Origin of the sequence: Dongia sp. (genome assembly GCF_041909655.1) — a bacterium.
GTDB lineage: Bacteria > Pseudomonadota > Alphaproteobacteria > Dongiales > Dongiaceae > Dongia.
Genome location: NZ_JAYRDA010000005.1, coordinates 145,990 through 167,765 on the forward strand (window position 1 = coordinate 145,990; position 21,776 = coordinate 167,765).

Here is a 21,776-nt window from a genome sequence, read left to right on the forward strand (position 1 = left end):
GTCGGTCTCCCTTTCAGATGGCGGCGAGATAATCGTCGAGGCGGTCGAAGGCGCTGCTCCAGCCACCGCGATGACCATCGCGATTGTCCACCGTGTCGAAGACTTCCTGGCGGAAGGTCATCAGGGTCTTGCCGCCCAGATCCTCAAAGGTGATTGTGACGACGGTTTCCGGCCCCAGCGCGCCGTCATCCTCCCAGCCGAAGGTGAAGGAGAGGCGCTCGGGCGGGACGATCTCGTGATTGACGCCGCTCTGCCACAACTGGCGCCCATCCTCGGGCGAGGTGAGGCAGGCGCGCCATTTGCCGCCGGGCCGGCGGTCGGATTCCATCTGGGTCATCGGGAAATGGCGCGGCCCCATCCAGTGGAGTGCGTGTTTCGGGTCCGTGAAGACCTCGAACACCAGATCGCGCGGTGCGTCGAAGATGCGCGTGATAACAAGGATCCGGTCGTCCTTGGCATCCATGAGGGACGGCATCGGCTCAGCCTTTCCGGCCGCGCGGTTTTGGCTTGCGGACATGTTTGCTCTCCTTCTTCTGCAGATCCTCGAGATAGGTTTCCAGGCGGTCGAAGCTCGCCTCCCAGAAGCGGCGGTAGTGATCCAGCCAATCGGCCACGTCCTTGAGCGGTGCGGGTGCCAGGCTGCACGGGCGCCATTGCGCCTCGCGCCCGCGTTCGATGAGGCCGGCGCGTTCCAGCACCTTCAGATGCTTCGAGATGGCCGGGCCGCTCATGTCGAAAGGCTCAGCCAGTTCCGTGACCGATGCCTTGCCCTCGGCAAGGCGCGCCAGGATGGCCCGGCGAGTGGGGTCGGCCAAAGCCTGGAAGGTGTCGCTCAAAGGATCGCGGGCGGGTGTCATCCGTTATTTAGCCATTCAGTTATTTAACTGTTTGGTTATTTAATGCGGATCAAGGCCGGCGTCAAGGGGCGATGTCACCAAACCTGCGCCCATTCGTCGCTTGCAGTGGCCGCCTGCTTTCCCCTACGGTTCTTGCAATGCAGCAACGCATAAGAAACCGCCTTTGGAGGATGAACCCATGGCCGATCCGCAAGATGTCGTCATCACCGCCGCCACCCGTACCGCCATCGGCGCCTTCAGCGGCGCCCTTTCCTCGGTGCCGGCGCACGATCTCGGCCGCGATGTTCTGCTGGAGCTGATGAAGCGCAGCAAGGTTGCCGCCGGCGAGGTGGATGAGGTCATCCTGGGCCAGGTCCTGGCGGCCGGTGCCGGCCAGAATCCGGCGCGGATCGCGGCCATCAATGCCGGCATCCCGAATGAAAAGACCGCCTATGGCATCAACCAGCTGTGCGGTTCGGGCCTCCGCGCCGTGGCGCTGGGTTACCAGGCGATCCGCAACGGCGATTCCACCATCGTGCTGGCCGGCGGCCAGGAGAGCATGAGCCAGGCGCCGCATTGCGTGCATCTCAGGAACGGCACCAAGATGGGCAACACCGATCTGGTCGACACCATGATCAAGGACGGCCTGTGGGACGCCTTCAACGGCTATCACATGGGCAACACGGCCGAGAACGTGGCGCAGAAATGGCAGATCACCCGCGACCAGCAGGACCAGTTCGCCGCCGCCTCGCAGCAAAAGGCCGAGGCCGCGATGAAGGCCGGCAAGTTCAAGGACGAAATCGTCCCCATCACCATCAAGGGCCGCAAGGGCGACGTGGTGGTGGCCGATGACGAATACCCCAAGCACGGCACCACGGCGGAATCGCTGGCCAAACTGCGCCCCGCTTTCGTGCGCGGCGATAACGGTACGGTAACGGCGGGGAATGCGTCGGGCATCAATGACGGCGCCGCCGGTGTCGTCCTGATGTCGGGTGCGGAAGCCTCGAAGCGTGGCTTGAGCCCGCTCGCGCGCATCGTCTCCTGGGCCACGGTCGGGGTCGATCCCGCGATCATGGGCTCCGGCCCCATCCCCGCCAGCCGCGCTGCCCTCAAGAAGGCCGGGTGGAAAGCGGAGGACCTTGATCTCATCGAGGCCAACGAGGCTTTCGCCGCCCAGGCCTGCGCGGTCAACAAGGATATGGGCTGGGATCCGGCACGCGTAAACGTCAATGGCGGTGCCATCGCGCTCGGCCATCCCATCGGCGCCTCGGGTGCCCGCGTGCTCGTCACCCTCCTCCACGAAATGCAGAAGCGCGATGCCAAGATGGGCCTCGCCACGTTGTGCATCGGTGGCGGCATGGGCATTGCCATGTGCGTGGAGAGATAACAACCTGTAGCCCTCACCCTTTGGGGGGAGGGAGAAGAATTAGAAGCAAAAAAACGAAACTGGGAGGAATACATGGGACGAGTTGCAGTGGTAACCGGCGGGACGCGCGGTATCGGCGAAGCGATCTGCCTTGCGCTCAAGAACGCCGGCTACAAGGTGGCGGCGGTCTATGGCGGCGACGAGGCGAAAGCAGCCGCCTTCACCAAGGCGACCGGGATTCCCGCCTACAAGATCGACGTCTCCGATTTCAAGCAATGCGAGACGGGTGTCGCCAAGATCACCGCGGATCTCGGCCCGATCGACGTGCTCGTCAACAATGCCGGCATCACCCGCGACGGCACCATGCACCGCATGACACCGGAACAATGGGAAGCGGTCATTCACACCAACCTCTCCTCCTGCTTCAACATGTGCCGCTGCGTCATCGATTCCATGCGCGAGCGCAATTTCGGCCGCATCGTCAATATCGGCTCGATCAACGGCCAGGCCGGCCAATACGGCCAGGTGAATTACGCCGCCGCGAAATCCGGCATCCACGGATTCACCAAGGCCCTGGCTCAGGAGGGTGCCGCCAAGGGAATCACAGTGAACGCGATCGCCCCCGGCTATATCGACACCGACATGGTCCGCGCGGTGCCGCCGCAGGTGCTGGAAAAGATTGTGGCCAAGATCCCGGTCGGTCGCCTCGGCCAGGCCTCGGAAATCGCCCGCGGTGTCTTGTTTCTGGTGGCGGATGAAGGTGGTTTTGTCACCGGCTCGACTCTGTCCATCAATGGCGGCCAACACATGTATTGAGGCAGGATCGTTTTCCTGCATTCAACTATTTGAATTGGCGCAATAATTCTGCCGACATTCGTTGGTTGGGGAGTTATCCACAGGTTGTTAACCATTGCCGGTCTAAACTTGACCAATCGATGGAGAAACGACCATGGCGCAAGCCAAGACAGAAACCGAAAACGAGAACGCCGAGCGCGAGCCGGTAACGCCGAGCGAGCTCGATGAACTTACTCATGCGGAAATGCTGGAGCTCTATCGCGCCTCCAGCGAGGCCACCCGCTTTGCCAAGCACCAGCAATGGGGCACCCTGCTCGGCACGCTCATTCTCTTCGTGCTGCTGGGTGTCATCGGCGATCACGCCTATAAGGGCACCTTCCTGTTCAAGCTGGTGGTCATTATCAGCCTGGTGCTGTCGGCCGGCGCCATCTACTCGCTGATCATCTACCAGTTCTGGCAGAATGCCGAGCGCGAGAAGTTGTCCTTCATCTCCAGCTATCTCTCGAACCTTGCCCGCAGCGTCCGCGAACAGGTGACGGAGCGCGAGCGCAATGTGCATCGCTATGTGCTGCTGTTCTTCATGCTGGCCTCGATCGGCCTGGGGAACTGGCTGCTGATCGCCTATCTCGCCCCCAAGCTTTGAGCCAATCACCACCTTGACGGGTCCGGCGCCCGCCTGCGATATCGGCGGGGCCATGACCGATCTCGCCCTCCCCGCCTCGACCACCACCCGCCGCCGCGCCACTTTCGTGGGGTCGATCGCGGTATTGCTCTGGGCCACCCTCGCCCTCTTCACCGCCTCGACCGGCGCGGTGCCGCCCTTCCAATTGATGGCCATGACCTTCGCCATCGCTTTCGGCTTTGCCGGTCTGAAATGGCTCTATGATGCGGCAACCAGGGGGCGCAGCGCGTTCGCTTTTTTGAAGCAGCCCTGGCCGGTCTGGGCACTCGGGATCGGCGGGCTCTTTCTCTATCACCTGTTCTATTTCGTGGCACTCGACAATGCGCCGGCGGTCGAAGCCAGCCTGATCGCCTATCTATGGCCGCTGCTGATCGTGCTGTTTTCGGCCTTGCTGCCGGGCGAGAAGCTCTACTGGCAGCATGTCGCTGGCGCCGTTATCGGCATGTGCGGCGCCGGCCTGCTGATTCTCGCCCGCGATGGCGAAAGCGGCGCGGCAGCCGCCGGCAATATTCTCGGCTATGGTGCGGCTGTCGCCTGCGCCTTCACCTGGTCGATTTATTCCGTGCTGTCACGCCGCTTCGGCTCGGCACCTACGGATCTCGTGGGCGCCTTCTGCGGTGTCACGGCGCTCCTCGGCTTTCTCAGCCACCTTGCCGTCGAGACGACGGTGTGGCCGGAAGATTCCTGGCAATGGCTGGCGATCCTCGCCCTCGGCCTCGGCCCCGTGGGTGCGGCCTTTTTCGTCTGGGATTACGGTGTCAAACGCGGCGACATCAAGGCATTGGGCGCCTTCTCCTACGCCTCGCCCTTGATCTCCACCCTGCTCCTCATCGCCACCGGTAAGGCGAGCGCCACCTTGGCCGTGCTGCTCGGTTGCCTTGCCATCGTCGGCGGTGCCGTTCTGGCCGCGCGCGATCTTTATATGAAGAAGTAAGCACTACTCAGTCGTGCGGCTGGGTGTTCTTGAGGCTCGGCCGCGTGCTCACCTGCTCGTGCCATTTGGCAAGCATGGGTCGTCCGTTTCGCCAGGGTTCCGGCTGAAAGCGGAAGTCGAAGTAATCGAGCGTGATGGCAATGGTCATCAGGCCGATATCGAAACCGGCCCCGAAGCTGCCAGCTTCCTTTTCCAATTGATCGAGACCCAGTTCCATTTTCAGCTTCTGCTTCGCCAGCCATTCCGGCGAACGTTGTGTGGGATCACTGCGGCGCCCCTCCATCACGCGGAGGACGGCGGCGTCGATCATGCCATCGGCCAGGGCCTGGCGCCGGAGCGCATTCCAGCGCGCCGCCCCCGCCGCCGGAAACAGCTTCGCCCCCTGGCGACGCGAATCGAGGAACTCGCAAATCACACGCGAGTCATAAAGGGTCGAACCGTCTTCCATCACCAAAGCCGGCACCTTGCCGAGCGGGTTATGGACGCTCAAACCGGAGTTTGGATCGGCGGTCGCGGTCGGAATGAGTTCAATGTCCTTTTCCTGGCCGGTCTCGATCGCCGCCACGATGACCTTGCGCACAAAGGGCGAAGTGGTGGATGAACGCAGCTTGAACATGATCGTTTCCCCTGATTTCTACCTTTGACGGGCGATAGCGCGCCAGCCGATGTCGCGCCGGCAAAATCCGCCCGGCCAGTCGATTGCATCCACAGCTCGGTAGGCTTGCGCCTGGGCCATCGCCACATCCTTCCCGGTGGCAGCGACCGCGAGAACACGGCCACCCGCGGCAATGACCGCGCCGGCCTCATTCAGCTTGGTACCTGCGTGGAAGACGGCCACATCCTTCAGCTTGGCGGCTTCATCAAGCCTGCCGATGACGGTGCCGGATTCCGGCTTTCCCGGATAACCCTTCGCCGCCATGACCACGCACAAGGCCGCATCCTCGAACCAGCGCAAATCGAAATTCTTCAAGGCACCGTCGCGCGCCGCCATCAGGGCCGGGACGAGATCGGATTTGAGGCGCAGCATCAGCACCTCGCATTCCGGATCACCGAAGCGCACATTGAACTCGATCAGCTTCGGCCCGTCCTTGGTGACCATAATGCCGGCAAAAAGCACACCCTTGAACGGCCGTCCCTCGGCCGCCATACCGGCCACGGTCGGCAGGACGATCTCGTCCATGATGCGGCGCTCGATTTCGGGGGTCGCCACCGGGGCTGGCGAATAGGCCCCCATGCCGCCGGTATTGGGTCCGGTATCGCCATCACCCACCTGCTTGTGGTCTTGGGCGGAAGCCAGCGGGATCGCTTGCGTACCGTCACAGAGTGCGAAGAAGGAAAGCTCCTCGCCCACCAGAAATTCCTCGACCACGAGTTCGGCGCCGGCATCACCGAACTGCCGGTCCAGCATCATGGCATCGATGGCACTATCGGCCTCCTCGCGCGTCTGCGCGATCACGACGCCCTTGCCAGCTGCCAGCCCGTCCGCCTTGATCACGACCGGCAAACCCAAGGTCGCGGCAAAAGCCTTGGCGGCGGCCGGATCGCGGAACCGCCGATAGGCCGCCGTCGGCACCTGGTATTTCGCGGCGATATCCTTCATGAAGCCCTTGGAGCCCTCAAGCTCCGCCGCCTTGGCGGAAGGGCCAAACGTGGCGATCCCGGCGGCCTCGAACGCATCGGCAAGCCCCGCAACCAGGGGCGCCTCTGGCCCAACCACCGCAAAATCGATGGCTTTTTCCCGGGCAAAAGCCACCAGGCCGGCAATGTCGTCGACGCCGATCGGCACGCATTCGGCTTCCGCCGCGATACCGGCATTGCCAGGCGCACAATAGAGTTTGTCACAGAGCGGCGAAGCGGCGATTTTCCAGCACAAAGCGTGCTCTCGCCCACCCGATCCGACCACCAAAATCCGCATGTTTTCGATCCGATTTCCCGTACCTCAGGACGCCTGCGATACCATAGAATAGGTCGCCATGACAGATGCCGATTCGCCCCAATCACCCTCGCCAGCGCCCGGCCATAACGCCGGCGAACTCACCGTCAGCGAGCTTTCCCAGGCCATCAAGCGCACGCTGGAAGGCCGCTTCGACCGCGTCCGCGTGAAAGGCGAGATTTCCGGTTTCAAGCGTGCCGCCTCCGGCCATCTCTACATGATGCTGAAGGACGAGAACGCGGCCCTGAAATCGGTCTGCTGGAAGGGAAATGCCGCGCGCCTGGGGATCAACCCCGAAGACGGCATGGAAGTGATCGCCACCGGGCGCATCACAACCTATGGCGACCGGTCGGAATACCAATTGGTGATCGAGCGTATCGAACTAGCGGGAATCGGCGCCCTCCTCAAGATGATTGAGGAGCGCAAGAAGAAGCTGGCGGCGGAAGGCCTGTTCGACCCGGCACGCAAGCGCAAGATCCCGACCCTGCCCAATGTCATCGGCATCGTCACCTCACCCACTGGCGCCGTCATCCGCGACATCCTCCACCGGCTCGAAGACCGCTTTCCGCGCCACGTCCTCGTCTGGCCCGTTCTCGTCCAAGGCGAAGGTGCCGCCGCCCAGATCGCCGCCGCGATCCGCGGCTTCAATGCACTGGAGCCCGGTGGCCCGGTACCGCGCCCCGACCTCCTCATCGTCGCACGCGGTGGCGGCAGTATCGAAGATCTGATGGCCTTCAACGAGGAAGCGGTTGTCCGCGCCGCGGCGGAGAGCGACATCCCGCTCATTTCCGCCGTCGGCCACGAGACCGATACGACGCTCATCGATTTCGCCTCGGACCGCCGTGCGCCGACACCGACCGCCGCCGCCGAGATGGCGGTGCCGGTCCGGTCGGAACTCATTTCGATGCTGTCGGAAATTGGTCACCGCCTTGCCGCAGGTACCAGCCGGCGGTTGACCGAGGCCAAGCTCGCCATCGAGGGCCTCGCGCGCGGCCTCCCAGAACCGATGCGCCTCATTCTGGAAAAATCGCAGCAACTCGATCAGTGGCTGGAGCGCTGGGTGAATGCACGCCTGCCCTTCTTCCAGCGCCGCAATGATCGCTTGGCGCAATTGAAGGCGGAGTTGAAGTCGCCGCACCAGCAATTGTCGGAAGCGCGCAATGCCGTCGACATCAGTGCCAATCGCCTGGGTGCCGCCTTCGGCCTCGCGCTGGAACGGCAGCACCGCAATCTGGAACGGAGCAGCGCTGGACTCAGCCCCCGCTTGCTCCACGATCTCGCCGCCCGCAAGCGCCTGGCGCTCGACCATCTCGGACAATTGCTCGAGAGCTATTCCTACGAGAAGGTGCTGGAGCGGGGCTTTGCTTTGGTGCGCGACGACCAGGGCGCGCCGGTCCTGGCAGCGGCTGCCGTCGCAGCAGGACAGGCCCTCAAGATCCAGTTCCGCGATGGCATCGTCGATGCGACTGCCGATGGCGACAGTGCTGCAAAACCGAAATTGCGCAAATCGCCAACCGCCGGACCGGGACCGCAGGGATCGTTGCTGTGACATGCTAGCGAACATCAGGATACGCAGGCTTTTATACTACCTCGTCTTTGTTTGGCTCGGCCTAACGCTCGTGAATATCGTATACAAGCTCTTTGTTTTGGGCATTCCGGGCATTCTTATGATGCTCCACGAGAGTGGCGTATTTACCGCGGTTTTCGCCGGCGTCTGCGTGTATTTCTGGGTCGCCCGGCGTTTTATCGACGGGGCTGTCGAGCGATGGCGCCTTAACCCTTTTGCACAGGATGTGTTTAGTTTTGGCGCCTTTCTCCTGATTGTTACGCTATCGGTTGTGGCCTTCCATTTCCTGTTGGCGATGTTTCCGCACCCCGCACTGGCAGGAGCGCAACAATGAGCAGAATGGTGAGCCTGGCATGCGCGATACTGGCGCTAATTTTAATCCGGCCCGCCGCCGCGATCGACATCGAAGGCGATCTCGTTCCCGGCGGCATGGCGATCGGCCGGACTGATCCCGGTGCCAAGGTGCTTCTTGGCGAGGTTCCTGTCATGGTTGGCGCAGACGGCGTCTTCGTCCTTGGCTTCGGACGGGACCAAGGGCCCCATCTGCAGCTTACCGTCATCCAAGCCGATGGCCGGGCCGAGCAGCAGATATTGAGGTTGACGCCCCGTGCCTACGAAATCCAGCGCATTGAACAGCTCGACCAGAACATGGTGACGCCTGACCCCGCGACCGAGGCGCGGATCAAGGCGGATCAGGAGAGGGTGAAGGCCGCGCGGGCCGAGCCCAGCGACCGGCGCTATTTCCTGATGAATTTCATCTGGCCGACGATTGGTCCGATCAGCGGCGTCTATGGCAGCCAGCGCATCCTCAATGGGACGCCGAAGGCACCCCATTTCGGCACCGACATCGCAGCACCTGAGGGTAGTCCGGTTGTGGCACCGGCCGATGGCGTCGTGCGCCTTGCCGAGAGCAATCTCTATCTCACGGGCGGTACCATCATCCTGGACCATGGCCACGGCATCTACACCAGTTACCTGCACCTCTCGGCAATAGACGTGGTGATCGGTGAGGCGGTGAAGCAGGCCCAGCGGATCGGTGCCGTGGGGGCGACCGGCCGCGCGACCGGGCCGCATCTTCACTGGGGTCTCAACTGGAACGAAACGCGGCTGGATCCGGCTTTGCTGGTCCCCCCGATGCAGGCGGCAGCACCTTGACGATTCCAGGGCGGCCACCATACTTGCCGGCAACAACGTAACAATGGATGCAAAGATGAGCGAGATTGACGAACTTACCGACTGGATCGCCAATCCGCCGATCAACCGCGGTACCGTGCCCTATGTGCTGATCCTCAATCTGGAGGAATTCACCCGCAGCAAGGAAGGCATGGAGTTTCTGAAGGCCTTCGCCGACCGACTGGACGAATTGTTCGCGGGTCGTGGCTGCCGACTCTATCGCCTGAGCCTGGCCAGCCTGGTCATGACGGTTTCGGACCAGGAAGTCCTGGTCTCCGGCATCCTGTCGGACACCAAGATGCAATTGCTGCGCATGATCGGCCGGCAATTGCCCGATTATTTCGGCGCGGTCGACGTCAACCGCATCACCCAGATCATCGACCTGCGGCGGGAACGCCCGCGGGCGATGGAAACCGTGCGGCGCCTCGCCGAACAGGCGGCCAATGTCGACCAGGTTTCCAACATGATGGATATGCTGCTGCTGGAGCATATCGTCCGCATCGAGGCTGCGCACAAGCAATGGGGCGATGCGCGCTTTGCCGACCTGTTCCTGCGCAGCCAGCAGATCGCCCTTTATGAAGAGGGAAAACCACTGCACCCGGTGATGAGCGAGTTTTTCGCCAGCATGGCTGCTTTGCGCCAACATCTCCTGGTCGGCGTCGACATGCGCCACAACAAGAACGTCTTCAACCAGATGACGGTGACTTTGGACCGCATCATCCTGAAGGCGATCGATGCAATCAAGCGACCGGAGCAACGCGCCTCACTCAACATCAATATCGAAAGCGTGTTCTCGAGCGATTTCGAAACCTTCGAGCGCAAATCACTGAATTCCCTGCGGCGCTTCAACTTTGAGTTCCGCATCGGCGACATCATGCAGAATTTCAACGAGTTCCTGGCCGCGCGTGATCTCATCCAGGGACGCGGCGGCACCGTCGCCATCGACGGGCTGCTGCCGCCACTGATCAATGTGATCGATCTGGCCCAGCTAAACCCGAACATGATCAAGGTGTTCTGGCAGCCCGGCATCGGGCCGGAATTGCTGCGCCGCCGCGGTCATTTCGATCGCCTGCGGCAATCCGGCGTCGTATTGGCGATGGCCCGGGTCGATGACGAAGATGGCTTCGTCACCGGCCAGGAACTCGGTTTCGGCATGTTCCAGGGCTTCCACATCGACAAGCTGCTGAGCACCCCTGCCCCGGTACCCTTGTCGGAATACCGGGGTGTCGGCTGATCAGGCGAGCGCCGGGCTCACCAGCGCTTCGGCATTTTCGAGCAGGAGTGAATCCAGGCGGTTACTGGCGGCGTAACCGGCGAGCCGCTTCGGAAAGGCTACGCCGGGCTTCAGTTTCGGATCGGCAATCGGCTCTCCCACAATCTGCGAGATCGGAATGACGCCCGCCCAGCAATCGAGAGCGTAATCGGGCTCGTCATCCTTGGGTGGGCCCGATCGGGTCTTGGCCGAGGCCTCCTCGATCTCCATCGCAATGACCGTCGTCCCCTTGAGCTCTTGGATTTCGTTCGGGCGGATGTCGTCACGGCGACCGGGATAGAGCCGATCGACAAAGAGATCGAGCTGGCGCGATTCTTCCCTGGGATCACTCACCAAATGCGCGGTGCCGAAGGCCATCACCGAGCGGTAATTGATCGAGTGGTGGAAACCGGACCGCGCCAGCACCAGCCCGTCGAGATGTGTCACCGCGACACAAGCGGGGACGCCCCCTTCCTGGAAGCGCAGCATCCGGCTCGCGGCCGATCCGTGCCAATAGAGCGTGCGCCCTTCCCGCCAGAAGGCGGTCGGCGTTACGAAAGGCTGGCCGTCGATGACATAGGCGATATGCGCGATAAAAGCGGAATCCAGGATCGGAAAGATCGTCGCTTCATCATATTTGCCCCGCTCGTGCAGGCGTTTCACGCGGCTGCGTTCGGTGGGCGTATAGGCATTCATGGTTCTGGCTCCAGGCTGGAAAATGTGTGTAAAGCCTTGGTTTAAATCCGAAGTGGTTCCATGATAAGATCCGGTATCTATTTTCTTTAGGTACCACTCGGAGTAGAAATTGCGGCAGCATGGCAAAGGCAGCCTGATTGCGATCAGCCTGGATTCCAGCCAGCCGGAACCTTTGTTCCGGCAGCTTTATACCGAATTGCGCCAGGCGATTCTGGTTGGCCGCCTGCGCTCGGGCGACCGCATGCCGGCCAGCCGCGCCCTGGCGGATGAACTCGGCATTTCCCGCAATACCGCCCTCGCCGCTTTCGAGCAACTCGCGAGCGAAGGCTATCTGGTGACGCGCGAAGGATCGGGCACCTTCGTCGCCGACAATCTTCCCGATCTCGCGCCGCGGAGCCGAGACCGATTGAAGAGAGAGCTATCCACCACCTCCCCCGCCCCAGAGATCGCCCAGCGCAGCGCGATCCTTCTCGATGCTGTCAGGGCACGGCCCGAGACACCCGGCGGTAAATGGTGGCCCTGCTTCGCGCCGGGTTTTTCCGACCACACTGACTTTCCTTTTGCTCTCTGGGGCCGGCTCCTGGGGCGCGCCTGGCGCAATCCGAAGCAGGAATTGGTGATCGGCGGCGATCCCGGCGGCTATCCGCCACTTCGAGCCGCCATCGCACAATATCTGCGCCAGGCGCGCGGCATTGACTGCGCGCCGGAAGATATCCTGATCGTCAGTGGCATACGGCAGGCGGTCGACCTGACCTGCCGGCTGCTGCTGGAGACCGGCGACGCAGCCTGGATCGAACGGCCGGGATTTCCCGGTTTGGGTGCCGCGATCGCTGCCGGCGGCGGCCGGCTGGTGCATGTGACGGTCGACGAGGAAGGCCTGGATATTGCCGATGGCTTGCGCCAGGCGCCGAAGGCGCGGCTAGCCTGCGTGGCGCCCTCGCATCAATATCCGCTGGGTGTCGTCATGTCGCTGCAGCGGCGGCTGGCTTTGCTGGCCTGGGCGCGCGATGCAAAAGCCTGGATCCTCGAGGACGATTACGACAGCGAGTTCCGCTATGCCGGGCGACCGCTTGCCGCCTTGCGCAGCCTCGATCGTGACGGCCGGGTCATTTACGTGGGCACGCTCTCCAAATTGCTGTTCCCTTCGCTCCGGGTCGGCTATCTCGTCGTGCCTCCGGCCCTCTCCGACGCATTTCGGCGTGCCCGTGCGATTGTCGACGATCAGCCGGCCATGGCGACGCAGCCGGCGCTCGCCGCCTTCTTCGAAGACGGGCACCTCGCCGCACATGTCCGGCGCATGCGAAAGCGTTACGCGCATCGACAACGATTGCTGCTCGACGCTGCCCGAGATCATTTCGGCGATCGGATCGCCCTGCGGCCGGATGTCGCTGGCCTGCATCTGGTCGCCGATTATGGGGCTGGGATACTGCGGGCGCGCAGCGACACCGCGATCTCGGCGCAACTTGCTGAAGCCGGGCTGACGGTTCCCCCTCTTTCCGCCTATGATGTCGGACCGTCCAAACGGCAGGGCCTGATGTTCGGCTATGCCGCGGTACCCGATGACAAGATTGCCTCAGGAATCAAGGCGATCGCCCGAACATTGGGTTTATGAGGCCGATATGCGACGATGGATGATGATGAAATTCGAGACGAGGCAGATGATGTTGACGGCGCGCCTTCTTGTTATCCCGCTGCTCCTGGCCATCGGCGGCTGTGGCAGCACCAGTTCAGGCGATACGGCACCGGCGGCAAGTGCTGTGACGCCCCAGCCGGCAGCGGCACCCGCGGCAGCGGAACCCATCGCGGCAGTACCCGCGCCCATCACCACCGAGGCATCGACCGGCACGCAGGCCAATGCCCCATCCCGTTGGGGGGCGCTGTTCGTCGCCGGCGACCATTCGATCACGGCCTTCGACAATGCAACACGGCGATTCTACAACATCGTTCAGGGCAAGCCGCGCATGAAACTGGCGCGCCTCACATCGGACCCCAGCATCGCGCCCTCGCCCGGTGAGATCGCCACCTTGGGAACAGTCGATGAGGCGCTGGGATACATCAATAACAATGCGGCCGAGAATTGCCTGGTCTTCCTCACCTCGCACGGCACCGAGGGCGGTTTCTACTTGTCGCAGCATGATGGCGCCGGGGCGCTGCTGCCACCGCGCACGTTGGATTGGCTGCTTGACCGCCATTGCGGCTCCAAGCCGACCGTGGCGATCGTCTCGGCCTGCTACAGCGGGATCTTTCTTGAAGAAGGGATGGAGCAGCCCAACCGCATCATTCTGACGGCGGCGCGGCGCGACCGCCCGTCCTTCGGCTGTGGCGCCGACGAAATCTATACCTACTATGACAAATGCCTGCTCGATTCCTGGCTTTGGTCCTATACGTGGCGAGAGCTGCACGAAAAGACCAGCGCCTGTGTCGCCGAGCGCGAGACGGCGATGGGCGCAACGCCCTCCGAGCCACAGGCCTTTTTCGGATCTGGCGTCACCGAGTTGCCGATGCCGTGAAGCCTTACACGCGCTCGATCCGGCATTGGAAACAATTGTTGTAGGCCGAGCGCGCGTGCACATAGGCAACGTCCGACCGCGCGAGAATGGCGGCGGCGCTCGCATTGATCTCGGCCGGCGGCACCAATTGGCCGGTCCCATAGACGATGCGATCCTGCGCGTTATAGCCCTTCAACAGAAACAGCTTCCGCACGGCGAAGACCGGCGGCAATTCTGCAACCTCCGGAAAGCGCGGACAAGGATCGGCGTGAAGGAAAATCGGTCCGGTCTCGGCATAGGGCTGCGGTGCCGGAAACGGCCGGTAATTCAGGACAAGATAGGGCTCGCCCGCAGCCACGTCCTCCTGGCAGTGGCGGCAGGGGACGCCGTCCCCATCCGAGACATGCCGTTCCGGCTTCTGCCCATTGGCGTCGACGCTGCCGGTTTGATAACCACGGGCGAGCGCGGTCGACATGGAAACGAATTTGATGCTTGCAGCCACCGGAAAACTCCAGGTTCATGGGCGTAATTGAACATGGGCCAAGGAGGTATTGGGAGGCTATCCGAGGCTTGCGCAGAAAAGAGCAAGATCGATCAAATCGCCAGGCGCCGGCTTTGGCATAAGAACTTCCGGTCAATGCGAGAAGTCAAATGAAGCCCGTGGAAAAAGCCCTCTGGTATATCGAAAGCCATTTTGCCGAAAGCATCGATCTCGATGATATCGCGCGGAATGGCGGGGTATCGCGCTCCCATTTGTCGCGCGCCTTCACTGCGGCGACGAACCATTCCGTCATCGGCTACCTGCGTGGCCGCCGCCTGACGGAGGCCGCACGACGCCTGGCGCAAGGTGCACCCGATATACTGGAGGTGGCACTCGAAGCTGGATATGGCTCGCATGAGGCCTTCACGCGTGCGTTTCGCGACTTCTTCGGAACAACGCCGGAAGACGTGCGCGGTCGCCGCTCCCTTGATGCACTCACTTGCCTGGAGCCCATCAGAATGGATGCCTTAAAGACGATCTCCCTCGCCCAGCCGCGCTTCGATGAGAAGCCGCCACGACTCTTTGCCGGCCTCAATGAGAAGTTCAGCACCAATAACGTCGCCGGCATTCCCGCCTTGTGGCAGCGCTTCAATGCATACTGGGACAGCATCCCGCATATGGTGGCGGGAGCCGGCTATGGCATCTGTCATACCTATGACGATACCGGCAATTTTGATTACCTCGCCGGGGTCGAGGTAACGGAATTCAATGACCTGCCCCCAGAGTTTTTCCGCCTGCGCGTTCCAGCGCAGCGTTACGCCGTGTTCAGCCATGCCGGCCACATTTCCGACATCCGGAGCGTCGTGCATACGGTGTGGAACAAGTGGCTGCCCGATTCGGGCTTCAAAGCTGCCGACACGCCGGTACAGGAGCGCTACCATGCCCGCTTCGATCCGGAAACAGGGCTGGGTGGGTTTGAAATCTGGCTGCCGATTCGAAACTGAGGCCGAGCGATGCCGTTAATTGAGGGCTTTACCGAGAAACTGGACGCGGCGATCGATGCCGGCGCACTGCCGGGCCTGCACGGCCTCGTCATCCGCGACGACAACGGGCTGGTGCTTGAGCGGTACCTGACAGGCGCCGATGAGGGCTGGGGCCGGCCGCTCGGCGAGGTGCGTTTTTCAGCCGAGACGCTGCATGATCTTCGCTCGGTCAGCAAATCGCTCGTGGGACTGCTCTACGGCATCGCCCTCGATCGGGGCGAGGTGCCGCCACCGGATGCATACCTCATGGCGCAGTTCCCGGATTATGCGGACCTCGCAAGAGCCCCACATCTCGCGACCCAAAAGATCTCTCATGCCCTCACCATGACCTTGGGCCAAGCCTGGAACGAGGATTTGCCCTACAGCGATCCCGCCAACAGCGAGATCGCGATGGAACGGGCGCCGGATCGCTATCGCTTCATCCTGGAACAGCCCGCGATCGCGGCGCCCGGCAGCAAATGGATCTATAGCGGCGGCGCCACTGCTCTGCTTGGACACCTCATCGAAAGAGGAAGTGGCGCTTCACTGCTCGATTTTGCGCGCATGCATCTCCTGGCGCCGCTCGGTATCGAGGCGGCGGAGTGGTTCGCCGGCAGCGACGGCACCTATTCCGCCGCGTCGGGCCTGCGCTTGCGCCCCCGCGATCTCGCGACGATCGGGGAGATGGTCTTGCGAGGCGGCACATGGCTGAGCCGGAAGGTCGTTCCGGCAGCCTGGCTCAATGAGGCCTTCACGCCGCGCATCTCCTGTTTCGACGATGTCGAGTATGGCTATCAATGGTATCTGCGCGCCGCCACCGACGGGCACGGGCCGCGCCGCTTTGCCATGGGCAATGGCGGCCAGCGTCTGATCCTGATACCCGAGCGCGGGCTCTCAATCGCCATCCTCTGCGGCGGCTACAACCAGCCCGACCAGTGGAAAACCCCCGCAGCGATCATGTTGGAACATGTGCTCCCGGGATTGGCTGTAAGAAGATAGTCCTTATCTCACCCGCACTTGCTGTAGCCGCAGGAGGTGCAGAGATCGCAGCCTTCCTGGCGAATGAGCGAGGGCGAGTTGCATTTGGGGCAATGCGGCAGCTTGCGACCGCCGGCATCGCCATTGCCCTGCCCGTCGGCAAGGTTGGCAACCTTGCGGGCAACCATGCGTTCGACATCGGCGCGTTCCTGGGCCGGATCCGGCATGAAGCCGATGGCGATCAGGTGCCGCTCGATCACTTCGCCGATGGCCGCCAGGAGCGAGGGCACATAGCGCCCCCCCACCCAGGAACCGCCGCGGGGATCGAACACGGCCTTCAATTCCTCGACCACGAAGGAGATGTCACCACCGCGGCGGAACACGGCCGAGATCATGCGGGTGAGGCCGACCGTCCAGGCGTAATGCTCCATGTTCTTCGAATTGATGAAGACTTCGAAGGGACGGCGCCGGCCGTCCTGAATCACGTCGTTGATGGTGATGTAGATGGCGTGGTCGCTTTCCGGCCAGCGCACCTTGTAGGTGGCACCTGGCAGGGCTTCCGGCCGGTCGAGCGGCTGAGTCATGTAGACGACGCCACCCGCCTCATAGACGTCCTGGGGCTTGGGACCATCTAGGCGCACGGCATCCGATTGCTGACTGTTACGGGTGGCCAGGAGCGGCAATTCCACCTGTGGCTTTGGCGCCTCTTTGGGCTTCACCTCGAGGACCGAGCCGGTAACGTCGTTCGGCCGGTAGGTGGTGCAGCCCTTGCAGCCCAGTTCATAGGCCTCGAGATAGACGTTCTTGAACTCCTCGAAGTTAAGATCGACCGGACAGTTGATCGTCTTGGAGATCGAGCTGTCGATGTATTTCTGGACCGTCGCCTGCATCACCACATGGTCGTGGGGCGAAAGCGACTGGGCGTCGACGAAGTAATCCGGCAGGGGCGCGTTCTCGCCGTGGAGACGGTGGAACAGCCGATAGGCAAAATCGGTTACCTCCTCGGCCTGGCGGGTGCCGTCCGGCATCAGGACGTGACGGGTGTATTTGAAGCTGAAGACCGGCTCCAGCCCCGAGGAGACATTGTCCGCAAAGAGCGAAATGGTGCCGGTGGGCGCAATCGAGGTCAGCAGGGCATTGCGGATACCATGCTTGGCAATCGCCGCCTGGACGTCGGCATCCAGGGTCTTCACCGTCTCGGAGGCGAGAAAGGCGTCTCGGTCGAAGAGCGGGAAGGCACCCTTCTCGGCGGCGAGATCGGTCGAGGCCAGATAGGCCGCCCGGGCGATCGCCGCCAGCCATTCCTCGGTCAGCTTGATAGCCTTCGGCCCGCCATAGCGCGCCTCGCACATGATGAGGGCGTCAGCCAGGCCGGTCACCCCGAGGCCGATCCGACGCTTGGCCTTCGCCTCGGCCTGCTGCGCCTCCAGCGGGAAGTTGGAGACGTCGATGGTATTGTCCATCATCCGCACAGCCATTCTGACCAACCGGTCAAGTGCCGCGATATCCATCTTCGCCTGAGCGGTGAAGGGGTCGGCAATCAGCGTGGTGAGATTGATCGATCCCAGCAAGCAGGCGCCATAAGGTGGCAGCGGCTGCTCGCCGCAGGGATTGGTCGCACTGATCGTCTCGCAGTAATGGAGATTGTTTTTCTTATTGATGCGATCGATGAAGATCACGCCGGGCTCGGCATAGGCATAGGTCGCCCGCATGATGCGCTCCCAGAGCTCCCGAGCCTGGACGACGCGGAAGGTCGTACCGCGGAACTTCAGTTCCCAAGGCTCATCGGCCTTCACCGCCGCCATAAATGCATCGGTCACCAGCACCGAGAGGTTAAACATGCGGAGCCGGCCAGCGGTTTGCTTGGCATCAATAAAAGCTTCAATATCAGGATGATCGCAGCGTAAAGTTGCCATCATGGCACCGCGCCGGTGGCCCGCCGACATGATGGTCCGGCACATCGCATCCCAGACATCCATGAAGGAAAGCGGGCCCGAGGCATCGGCGCCGACACCCTTCACGGGGGCGCCCTTCGGCCGCAGGGTCGAGAAGTCGTAGCCGATCCCGCCCCCCTGCTGCATGGTCAGGGCCGCCTCACGGAGATGGGTGAAAATCCCCCCCATGTCGTCCGGCACGGTTCCCATGACGAAACAATTGAACAGGGTCACGGTCCGCTTGGCGCCGGCACCGGCCAGGATACGGCCGGCGGGCAGGAACTTGAAATCCGCCAGGGCATCATAGAATTGAGCCGACCAGCGGGCACGGTCTGCCGGCGCCTCGGCCTCGGCCAGTGCATCGGCCACGCGCCGCCAGCTATCCTCGATGGTCTTGTCCACAGGAGCGCCATCCAGCGCCTTCAGCCGGTATTTCATATCCCAGATCTGTTGGGAAATCGCGGCGACCTGTGCCATCAAAAACGTCCTTAGCTACGCACTCAAAAGGGGCACTTAGTTAAGCATTTTTGGCGGCGGAGCGTCAACGCTCGCGTTCATTATTTGTTTCCACAAGCCTATACATTTGCAGCTCAAAATATCGATTGGAAACAACCGCTAATATACTGATTTTTCAATTTGTCCACAAAACACACAGCCTGTGGATAAAGTTGTTCACTCGTTCCCCGCACGGCGCCGGTTCGCTGGCTCCGCCACCTCGTCGATAAAGGTCAGAACGCGCTCCGGCATGCCGTGTTGCATGAGGTCGTTATGCCCCGCTTCGGCGGGAAACAGAGCCTGTTTTGGCTCGCGGGCGGCATCGAACAGCATGCGCCCGAACATCGCTGGCGTGGTCCGATCGAGTTCTCCATGAATGACCAGAAGCGGCTTCTCTATCCGATCAATCTTGGAGAGGGTGTCAAACTTGTCGCTGACAAGGGCGTCAAAGACCAGAAACGGATAGCGCAGACGGGCCGATCGCGTGATCGAGGCAAAGGGAGCCTCCAGGATCAGCGCCGCGGCCGGCTGCTCTATCGCCATTTGGGCCGCGATCGCGGCGCCGAGGGACTCACCAAAGAAGATTAACTGTTTCTCATTAACATGCTGATTTTTTAGAAAATCGAGCGCAGCCCTTGCATCGGTGTACAACCCGGCCTCTGTCGGGACACCCGGATTGCCACCGTAGCCTCGATAGCCGACCAGCAGGACCCCGTATCCTTGGGCCGCATAGGGCAGAATGCGAGACACCCGATTGCCGCGATGCCCCGCATTGCCATGGAAATAAGCAACGACGCGCCCGTCAGCACGCTCGGGCGGCAGGTACCAGGAATGCACCACCAGGCCATCCGACGTTGTCAGGGCGATATCCGTCATACCGGCCGGGGCGAAGAATTGGGACAGATCCACCTGCGTCGGATCGGGCCGAAAGATGATCTTCCGTTGCCCTATCACCAGCAGGAGAAGTGCCGCGAGATAGGCCGCTAGGAGTCCCCCGATAAGTCCGATTATCATTGCCTTCATCCCCAACGCACCCGATCAAGCCCTACGAAGATACATTAGAATTACGATATAACTGGCTGATATTTAAAAATAGAATTTACGGCAGTTGCCGGCGCTGAAAATAGGAGGTGAAGCGACCGACAGCAGCAGCCCCCTCCGTCCGGCACCAGTTCTTTTGACCCGACAAGCCCCGGTCAAAATATTCGAGATCCGCGGCTGCGATGGCCGCCAATCTCGCAGCCTGATCATCTTCGGGTGCCACATTTCCCCGCGCCAGCAGGTCGTGGTGAAGCAAGAAATAGCCGATCGCGACGGGCTGGTCGATCAACCCGCAATAATCGGCGACGGCAATATCATAATGCACCTGCTGCAACCCAATCCCGGCCGGGTCCGCTCCGGCCGCCAGCGCCCCAGCGCCGAGGCCGGCCCAGATCATGACTGGGGCGATCAGGTTGATCACGCGCCTGCCGAGGGATTGCCTGGAAAGAACCACCATCGCTGAAGACTGAACGTGTCGCAGGGGCGAAGCAAGCCTGTGGCGGGAATCAGGGCACGAAAAGAAATTGCCCCGATTTCGAGCTTGCGCCATGAAAGGCGGATGACAGAAACGACGCTCGATTCATCGCCGCCAGGAACTGCGATCCGCTGGATCAACGCAGGACTGCTCCTGGGCCATGTCGGATCGGCACTTGCCGCCTATTTTGTGCTGCCCGCCCTGGTTCGCTGGGAGGGGCCGGCCTGGGCCTGGGCATTGCTGCCGATTGCCCTGGTCGCCAACGGTTATTGGGCGACCTTGCACGAGGCCATGCATGGCCAGTTGCTGGCATCGGCCGATGCGAACCGGCGGGCTGGTCGCTTTCTGGCAATTCTGTGGGGGTCCTCGTTCCGGCTGTTGCGGTTCGGTCACCTGATGCACCATCGCTTCAACCGGCATGCCTTGGATCGTCCGGATTGTTTCGATCCCACCCGGACCAGCGCGGCCAAAGCGCGGCTGCGTTTCTATACCGAGATCCTGGGCGGTCTCTATTTGGCCGAGATCGTCACCCCCCTCCTCTATCTGCTACCGCGCCCCACCATCCGCCGGATTGTGCTGCGTCTCTATGGAGGCGACGATGCTCCAATGCCGCAATTGCGGCAAATCGCCGACCAGACGCTGGCCAGCCCCAAGGGCGTTGCCGACATCCGGCAGGACGCGCTCGCCGCCTGGCTCCTGCTCCTGGCGGCGGGAATATTCTGGGGTCCCTATTGGCCGGCCTTTGCGGCCTTTATCTTTGCGCGGGGCCTGCTGATCTCGGTGGTGGACAATGTCTATCATTTCAGAACACCTCTGGATCATGTGGAATTTGCCTATAACCTGCGCTTGCCCAGACCGCTTCAGGCGTTGTTCCTTAATATGAACATGCACCGGGTTCATCACCGGCGGGTAAACGTTCCGTGGTGGCAATTGCCTAGTTTTTTTGCAGCAGATCAGGACACCTACGACGGATCCTTCATGCGTGGTATCGCACGGCAGGCGTCCGGACCGATGGCCGTCGCGCCGCGCCCATCGCGCGGCGCGGTTGAGAATTCCCCATAAGAAATGGTGGAAAGCGTATAACCGTCTTGCATTTCAATTTGCCGCACCCCATTCTGATCGCGGCTTTGCAATGCGACATGTCGTCCACCCCAGCGATGCCCGGGTAAATGGTCGTGCGGGGGATGATTGGTTGTGTGCGGGCCGGCCAAATCGTCCTGATTTTCAAGAGCGCACTCATGTCTGACCACGACCAGTTCTCCGGCGGCAGCGAGCTCAAGGGGAAGATCAAATGGTTCAATCCGGAAAAGGGCTTCGGCTTCGTTACACCGGCTGACGGCTCATCCGATGTCTTCCTGCATATCTCGGCGTTGAAGGATGCCGGTTTGCAGGATGCGCCCGAAGGCTCGACCATCACTTGTGAGGTCGGCCAAGGTCGCAAAGGTATCCAGGTTCTGCGTGTCGTCAATCTCGACACGTCGACGGCGGCTCCTTCCCGTCCGAAGCGCCCCTTCGGTGCTGGCGGCGGCGGCCCGCGTCGCGATTTCGGTGGTGGTGGCGGCGGTGGCTATGGCCGCTCTCCGCGTCAGTACCACGACGATTGAGACGACTGGTCCTTGCTCTCCGG

23 protein-coding genes are annotated in these 21,776 nt (G+C 62.0%); 14 read left to right on the forward strand and 9 right to left on the reverse strand.

Annotation, left to right across the window (positions count from 1 at the left end; all coding sequences use genetic code 11):
* Positions 1 to 13 precede the first annotated feature (13 nt).
* Both ACE3PR_RS11820 and ACE3PR_RS11825 read right to left on the reverse strand, forming a co-directional pair.
* Positions 14 to 517 (reverse strand): SRPBCC domain-containing protein, encoded by a 504-nt coding sequence (locus ACE3PR_RS11820; protein WP_374371990.1) that lies wholly within the window; start codon positions 515 to 517, stop codon positions 14 to 16.
* Positions 480 to 857: an ArsR/SmtB family transcription factor gene (locus ACE3PR_RS11825; protein WP_374371992.1), complete on the reverse strand. Its 378-nt coding sequence runs from the start codon at positions 855 to 857 to the stop codon at positions 480 to 482. The genes ACE3PR_RS11820 and ACE3PR_RS11825 overlap by 38 nt, the downstream gene beginning before the upstream one ends.
* A 178-nt stretch (positions 858 to 1,035) precedes the next feature.
* On the opposite strand from ACE3PR_RS11825, the gene ACE3PR_RS11830 reads away from it, so the two are divergent.
* From ACE3PR_RS11830 to ACE3PR_RS11845, 4 genes are all read left to right on the forward strand, one after another.
* Positions 1,036 to 2,223 carry an acetyl-CoA C-acetyltransferase gene (locus tag ACE3PR_RS11830; protein ID WP_374371995.1) on the forward strand — a complete coding sequence of 396 codons (1,188 nt, stop codon included), beginning with the start codon at positions 1,036 to 1,038 and terminating at the stop codon, positions 2,221 to 2,223.
* A 72-nt stretch (positions 2,224 to 2,295) separates the two neighbouring features.
* Complete coding sequence (gene phbB, locus ACE3PR_RS11835) at positions 2,296 to 3,018, forward strand: acetoacetyl-CoA reductase (protein ID WP_374371997.1); 723 nt, start codon at positions 2,296 to 2,298, stop codon at positions 3,016 to 3,018.
* Positions 3,019 to 3,151: 133 nt separating this feature from the next.
* Complete coding sequence (locus ACE3PR_RS11840; RefSeq protein ID WP_374372000.1) at positions 3,152 to 3,640, forward strand: hypothetical protein; 489 nt, start codon at positions 3,152 to 3,154, stop codon at positions 3,638 to 3,640.
* A gap of 52 nt (positions 3,641 to 3,692) precedes the next feature.
* The gene (locus ACE3PR_RS11845) at positions 3,693 to 4,613 is read left to right on the forward strand and encodes a DMT family transporter (protein ID WP_374372002.1); all 921 of its coding nucleotides are present in this window, start codon (positions 3,693 to 3,695) and stop codon (positions 4,611 to 4,613) included.
* A gap of 7 nt (positions 4,614 to 4,620) precedes the next feature.
* Here the strand turns inward: ACE3PR_RS11845 and ACE3PR_RS11850 are convergent, their stop codons facing one another.
* Positions 4,621 to 5,229, reverse strand: coding sequence for a glutathione S-transferase N-terminal domain-containing protein (locus ACE3PR_RS11850; RefSeq protein ID WP_374372004.1), 609 nt, complete (start codon positions 5,227 to 5,229; stop codon positions 4,621 to 4,623).
* A gap of 18 nt (positions 5,230 to 5,247) precedes the next feature.
* Positions 5,248 to 6,528, reverse strand: coding sequence for a phosphoribosylamine--glycine ligase (gene purD / locus ACE3PR_RS11855; RefSeq protein WP_374372006.1), 1,281 nt, complete (start codon positions 6,526 to 6,528; stop codon positions 5,248 to 5,250).
* 58 nt (positions 6,529 to 6,586) lie between these two features.
* Here purD and xseA point away from each other — a divergent pair, with 58 nt between their 5' ends.
* The 4 genes from xseA to ACE3PR_RS11875 are packed head-to-tail and all read left to right on the forward strand — an operon-like array spanning position 6,587 to position 10,520.
* A complete protein-coding gene (xseA, locus tag ACE3PR_RS11860) occupies positions 6,587 to 8,095 on the forward strand; it encodes an exodeoxyribonuclease VII large subunit (protein WP_374372009.1) in 1,509 nt (502 codons plus the stop codon).
* Between the two features lies 1 nt (position 8,096).
* Entirely contained in the window at positions 8,097 to 8,447 is a 351-nt protein-coding gene (locus ACE3PR_RS11865) for a hypothetical protein (protein ID WP_374372011.1), read from the forward strand.
* Positions 8,444 to 9,268, forward strand: a complete 825-nt coding sequence (locus ACE3PR_RS11870) for a M23 family metallopeptidase (RefSeq protein ID WP_374372013.1) — start codon at positions 8,444 to 8,446, stop codon at positions 9,266 to 9,268. The genes ACE3PR_RS11865 and ACE3PR_RS11870 overlap by 4 nt, the downstream gene beginning before the upstream one ends.
* A 55-nt stretch (positions 9,269 to 9,323) precedes the next feature.
* Entirely contained in the window at positions 9,324 to 10,520 is a 1,197-nt protein-coding gene (locus ACE3PR_RS11875; RefSeq protein ID WP_374372015.1) for a hypothetical protein, read from the forward strand.
* Here ACE3PR_RS11875 and ACE3PR_RS11880 read toward each other — a convergent pair whose 3' ends face one another.
* Entirely contained in the window at positions 10,521 to 11,234 is a 714-nt protein-coding gene (locus tag ACE3PR_RS11880; RefSeq protein WP_374372018.1) for a pyridoxamine 5'-phosphate oxidase family protein, read from the reverse strand.
* A gap of 109 nt (positions 11,235 to 11,343) precedes the next feature.
* Between ACE3PR_RS11880 and ACE3PR_RS11885 the strand changes: the two genes are divergently transcribed.
* Positions 11,344 to 12,846 carry a PLP-dependent aminotransferase family protein gene (locus ACE3PR_RS11885; protein ID WP_374372020.1) on the forward strand — a complete coding sequence of 501 codons (1,503 nt, stop codon included), beginning with the start codon at positions 11,344 to 11,346 and terminating at the stop codon, positions 12,844 to 12,846.
* A gap of 7 nt (positions 12,847 to 12,853) precedes the next feature.
* Complete coding sequence (locus tag ACE3PR_RS11890; RefSeq protein WP_374372023.1) at positions 12,854 to 13,744, forward strand: C13 family peptidase; 891 nt, start codon at positions 12,854 to 12,856, stop codon at positions 13,742 to 13,744.
* A gap of 4 nt (positions 13,745 to 13,748) precedes the next feature.
* On the opposite strand, the gene ACE3PR_RS11895 is transcribed toward ACE3PR_RS11890, so the two are convergent.
* A complete protein-coding gene (locus ACE3PR_RS11895; RefSeq protein WP_374372026.1) occupies positions 13,749 to 14,225 on the reverse strand; it encodes a DUF1203 domain-containing protein in 477 nt (158 codons plus the stop codon).
* Positions 14,226 to 14,374: 149 nt separating this feature from the next.
* Between ACE3PR_RS11895 and ACE3PR_RS11900 the strand changes: the two genes are divergently transcribed.
* Positions 14,375 to 15,208, forward strand: coding sequence for a GyrI-like domain-containing protein (locus ACE3PR_RS11900; protein ID WP_374372028.1), 834 nt, complete (start codon positions 14,375 to 14,377; stop codon positions 15,206 to 15,208).
* Positions 15,209 to 15,217: 9 nt separating this feature from the next.
* Positions 15,218 to 16,225, forward strand: coding sequence for a serine hydrolase domain-containing protein (locus tag ACE3PR_RS11905; RefSeq protein WP_374372031.1), 1,008 nt, complete (start codon positions 15,218 to 15,220; stop codon positions 16,223 to 16,225).
* A gap of 8 nt (positions 16,226 to 16,233) precedes the next feature.
* Here the strand turns inward: ACE3PR_RS11905 and ACE3PR_RS11910 are convergent, their stop codons facing one another.
* From ACE3PR_RS11910 to ACE3PR_RS11920, 3 genes are all read right to left on the reverse strand, one after another.
* The gene (locus ACE3PR_RS11910) at positions 16,234 to 18,615 is read right to left on the reverse strand and encodes an adenosylcobalamin-dependent ribonucleoside-diphosphate reductase (protein WP_374372033.1); all 2,382 of its coding nucleotides are present in this window, start codon (positions 18,613 to 18,615) and stop codon (positions 16,234 to 16,236) included.
* A gap of 195 nt (positions 18,616 to 18,810) precedes the next feature.
* Positions 18,811 to 19,647 carry an alpha/beta hydrolase gene (locus ACE3PR_RS11915; RefSeq protein WP_374372035.1) on the reverse strand — a complete coding sequence of 279 codons (837 nt, stop codon included), beginning with the start codon at positions 19,645 to 19,647 and terminating at the stop codon, positions 18,811 to 18,813.
* 85 nt (positions 19,648 to 19,732) lie between these two features.
* Positions 19,733 to 20,095: a hypothetical protein gene (locus ACE3PR_RS11920; RefSeq protein WP_374372037.1), complete on the reverse strand. Its 363-nt coding sequence runs from the start codon at positions 20,093 to 20,095 to the stop codon at positions 19,733 to 19,735.
* Positions 20,096 to 20,233: 138 nt separating this feature from the next.
* Here ACE3PR_RS11920 and ACE3PR_RS11925 point away from each other — a divergent pair, with 138 nt between their 5' ends.
* Positions 20,234 to 21,211 carry a fatty acid desaturase gene (locus tag ACE3PR_RS11925; RefSeq protein ID WP_374372039.1) on the forward strand — a complete coding sequence of 326 codons (978 nt, stop codon included), beginning with the start codon at positions 20,234 to 20,236 and terminating at the stop codon, positions 21,209 to 21,211.
* Between the two features lie 176 nt (positions 21,212 to 21,387).
* Positions 21,388 to 21,753, forward strand: coding sequence for a cold-shock protein (locus tag ACE3PR_RS11930; RefSeq protein WP_374372042.1), 366 nt, complete (start codon positions 21,388 to 21,390; stop codon positions 21,751 to 21,753).
* The last annotated feature ends 23 nt before the right edge of the window (positions 21,754 to 21,776 follow it).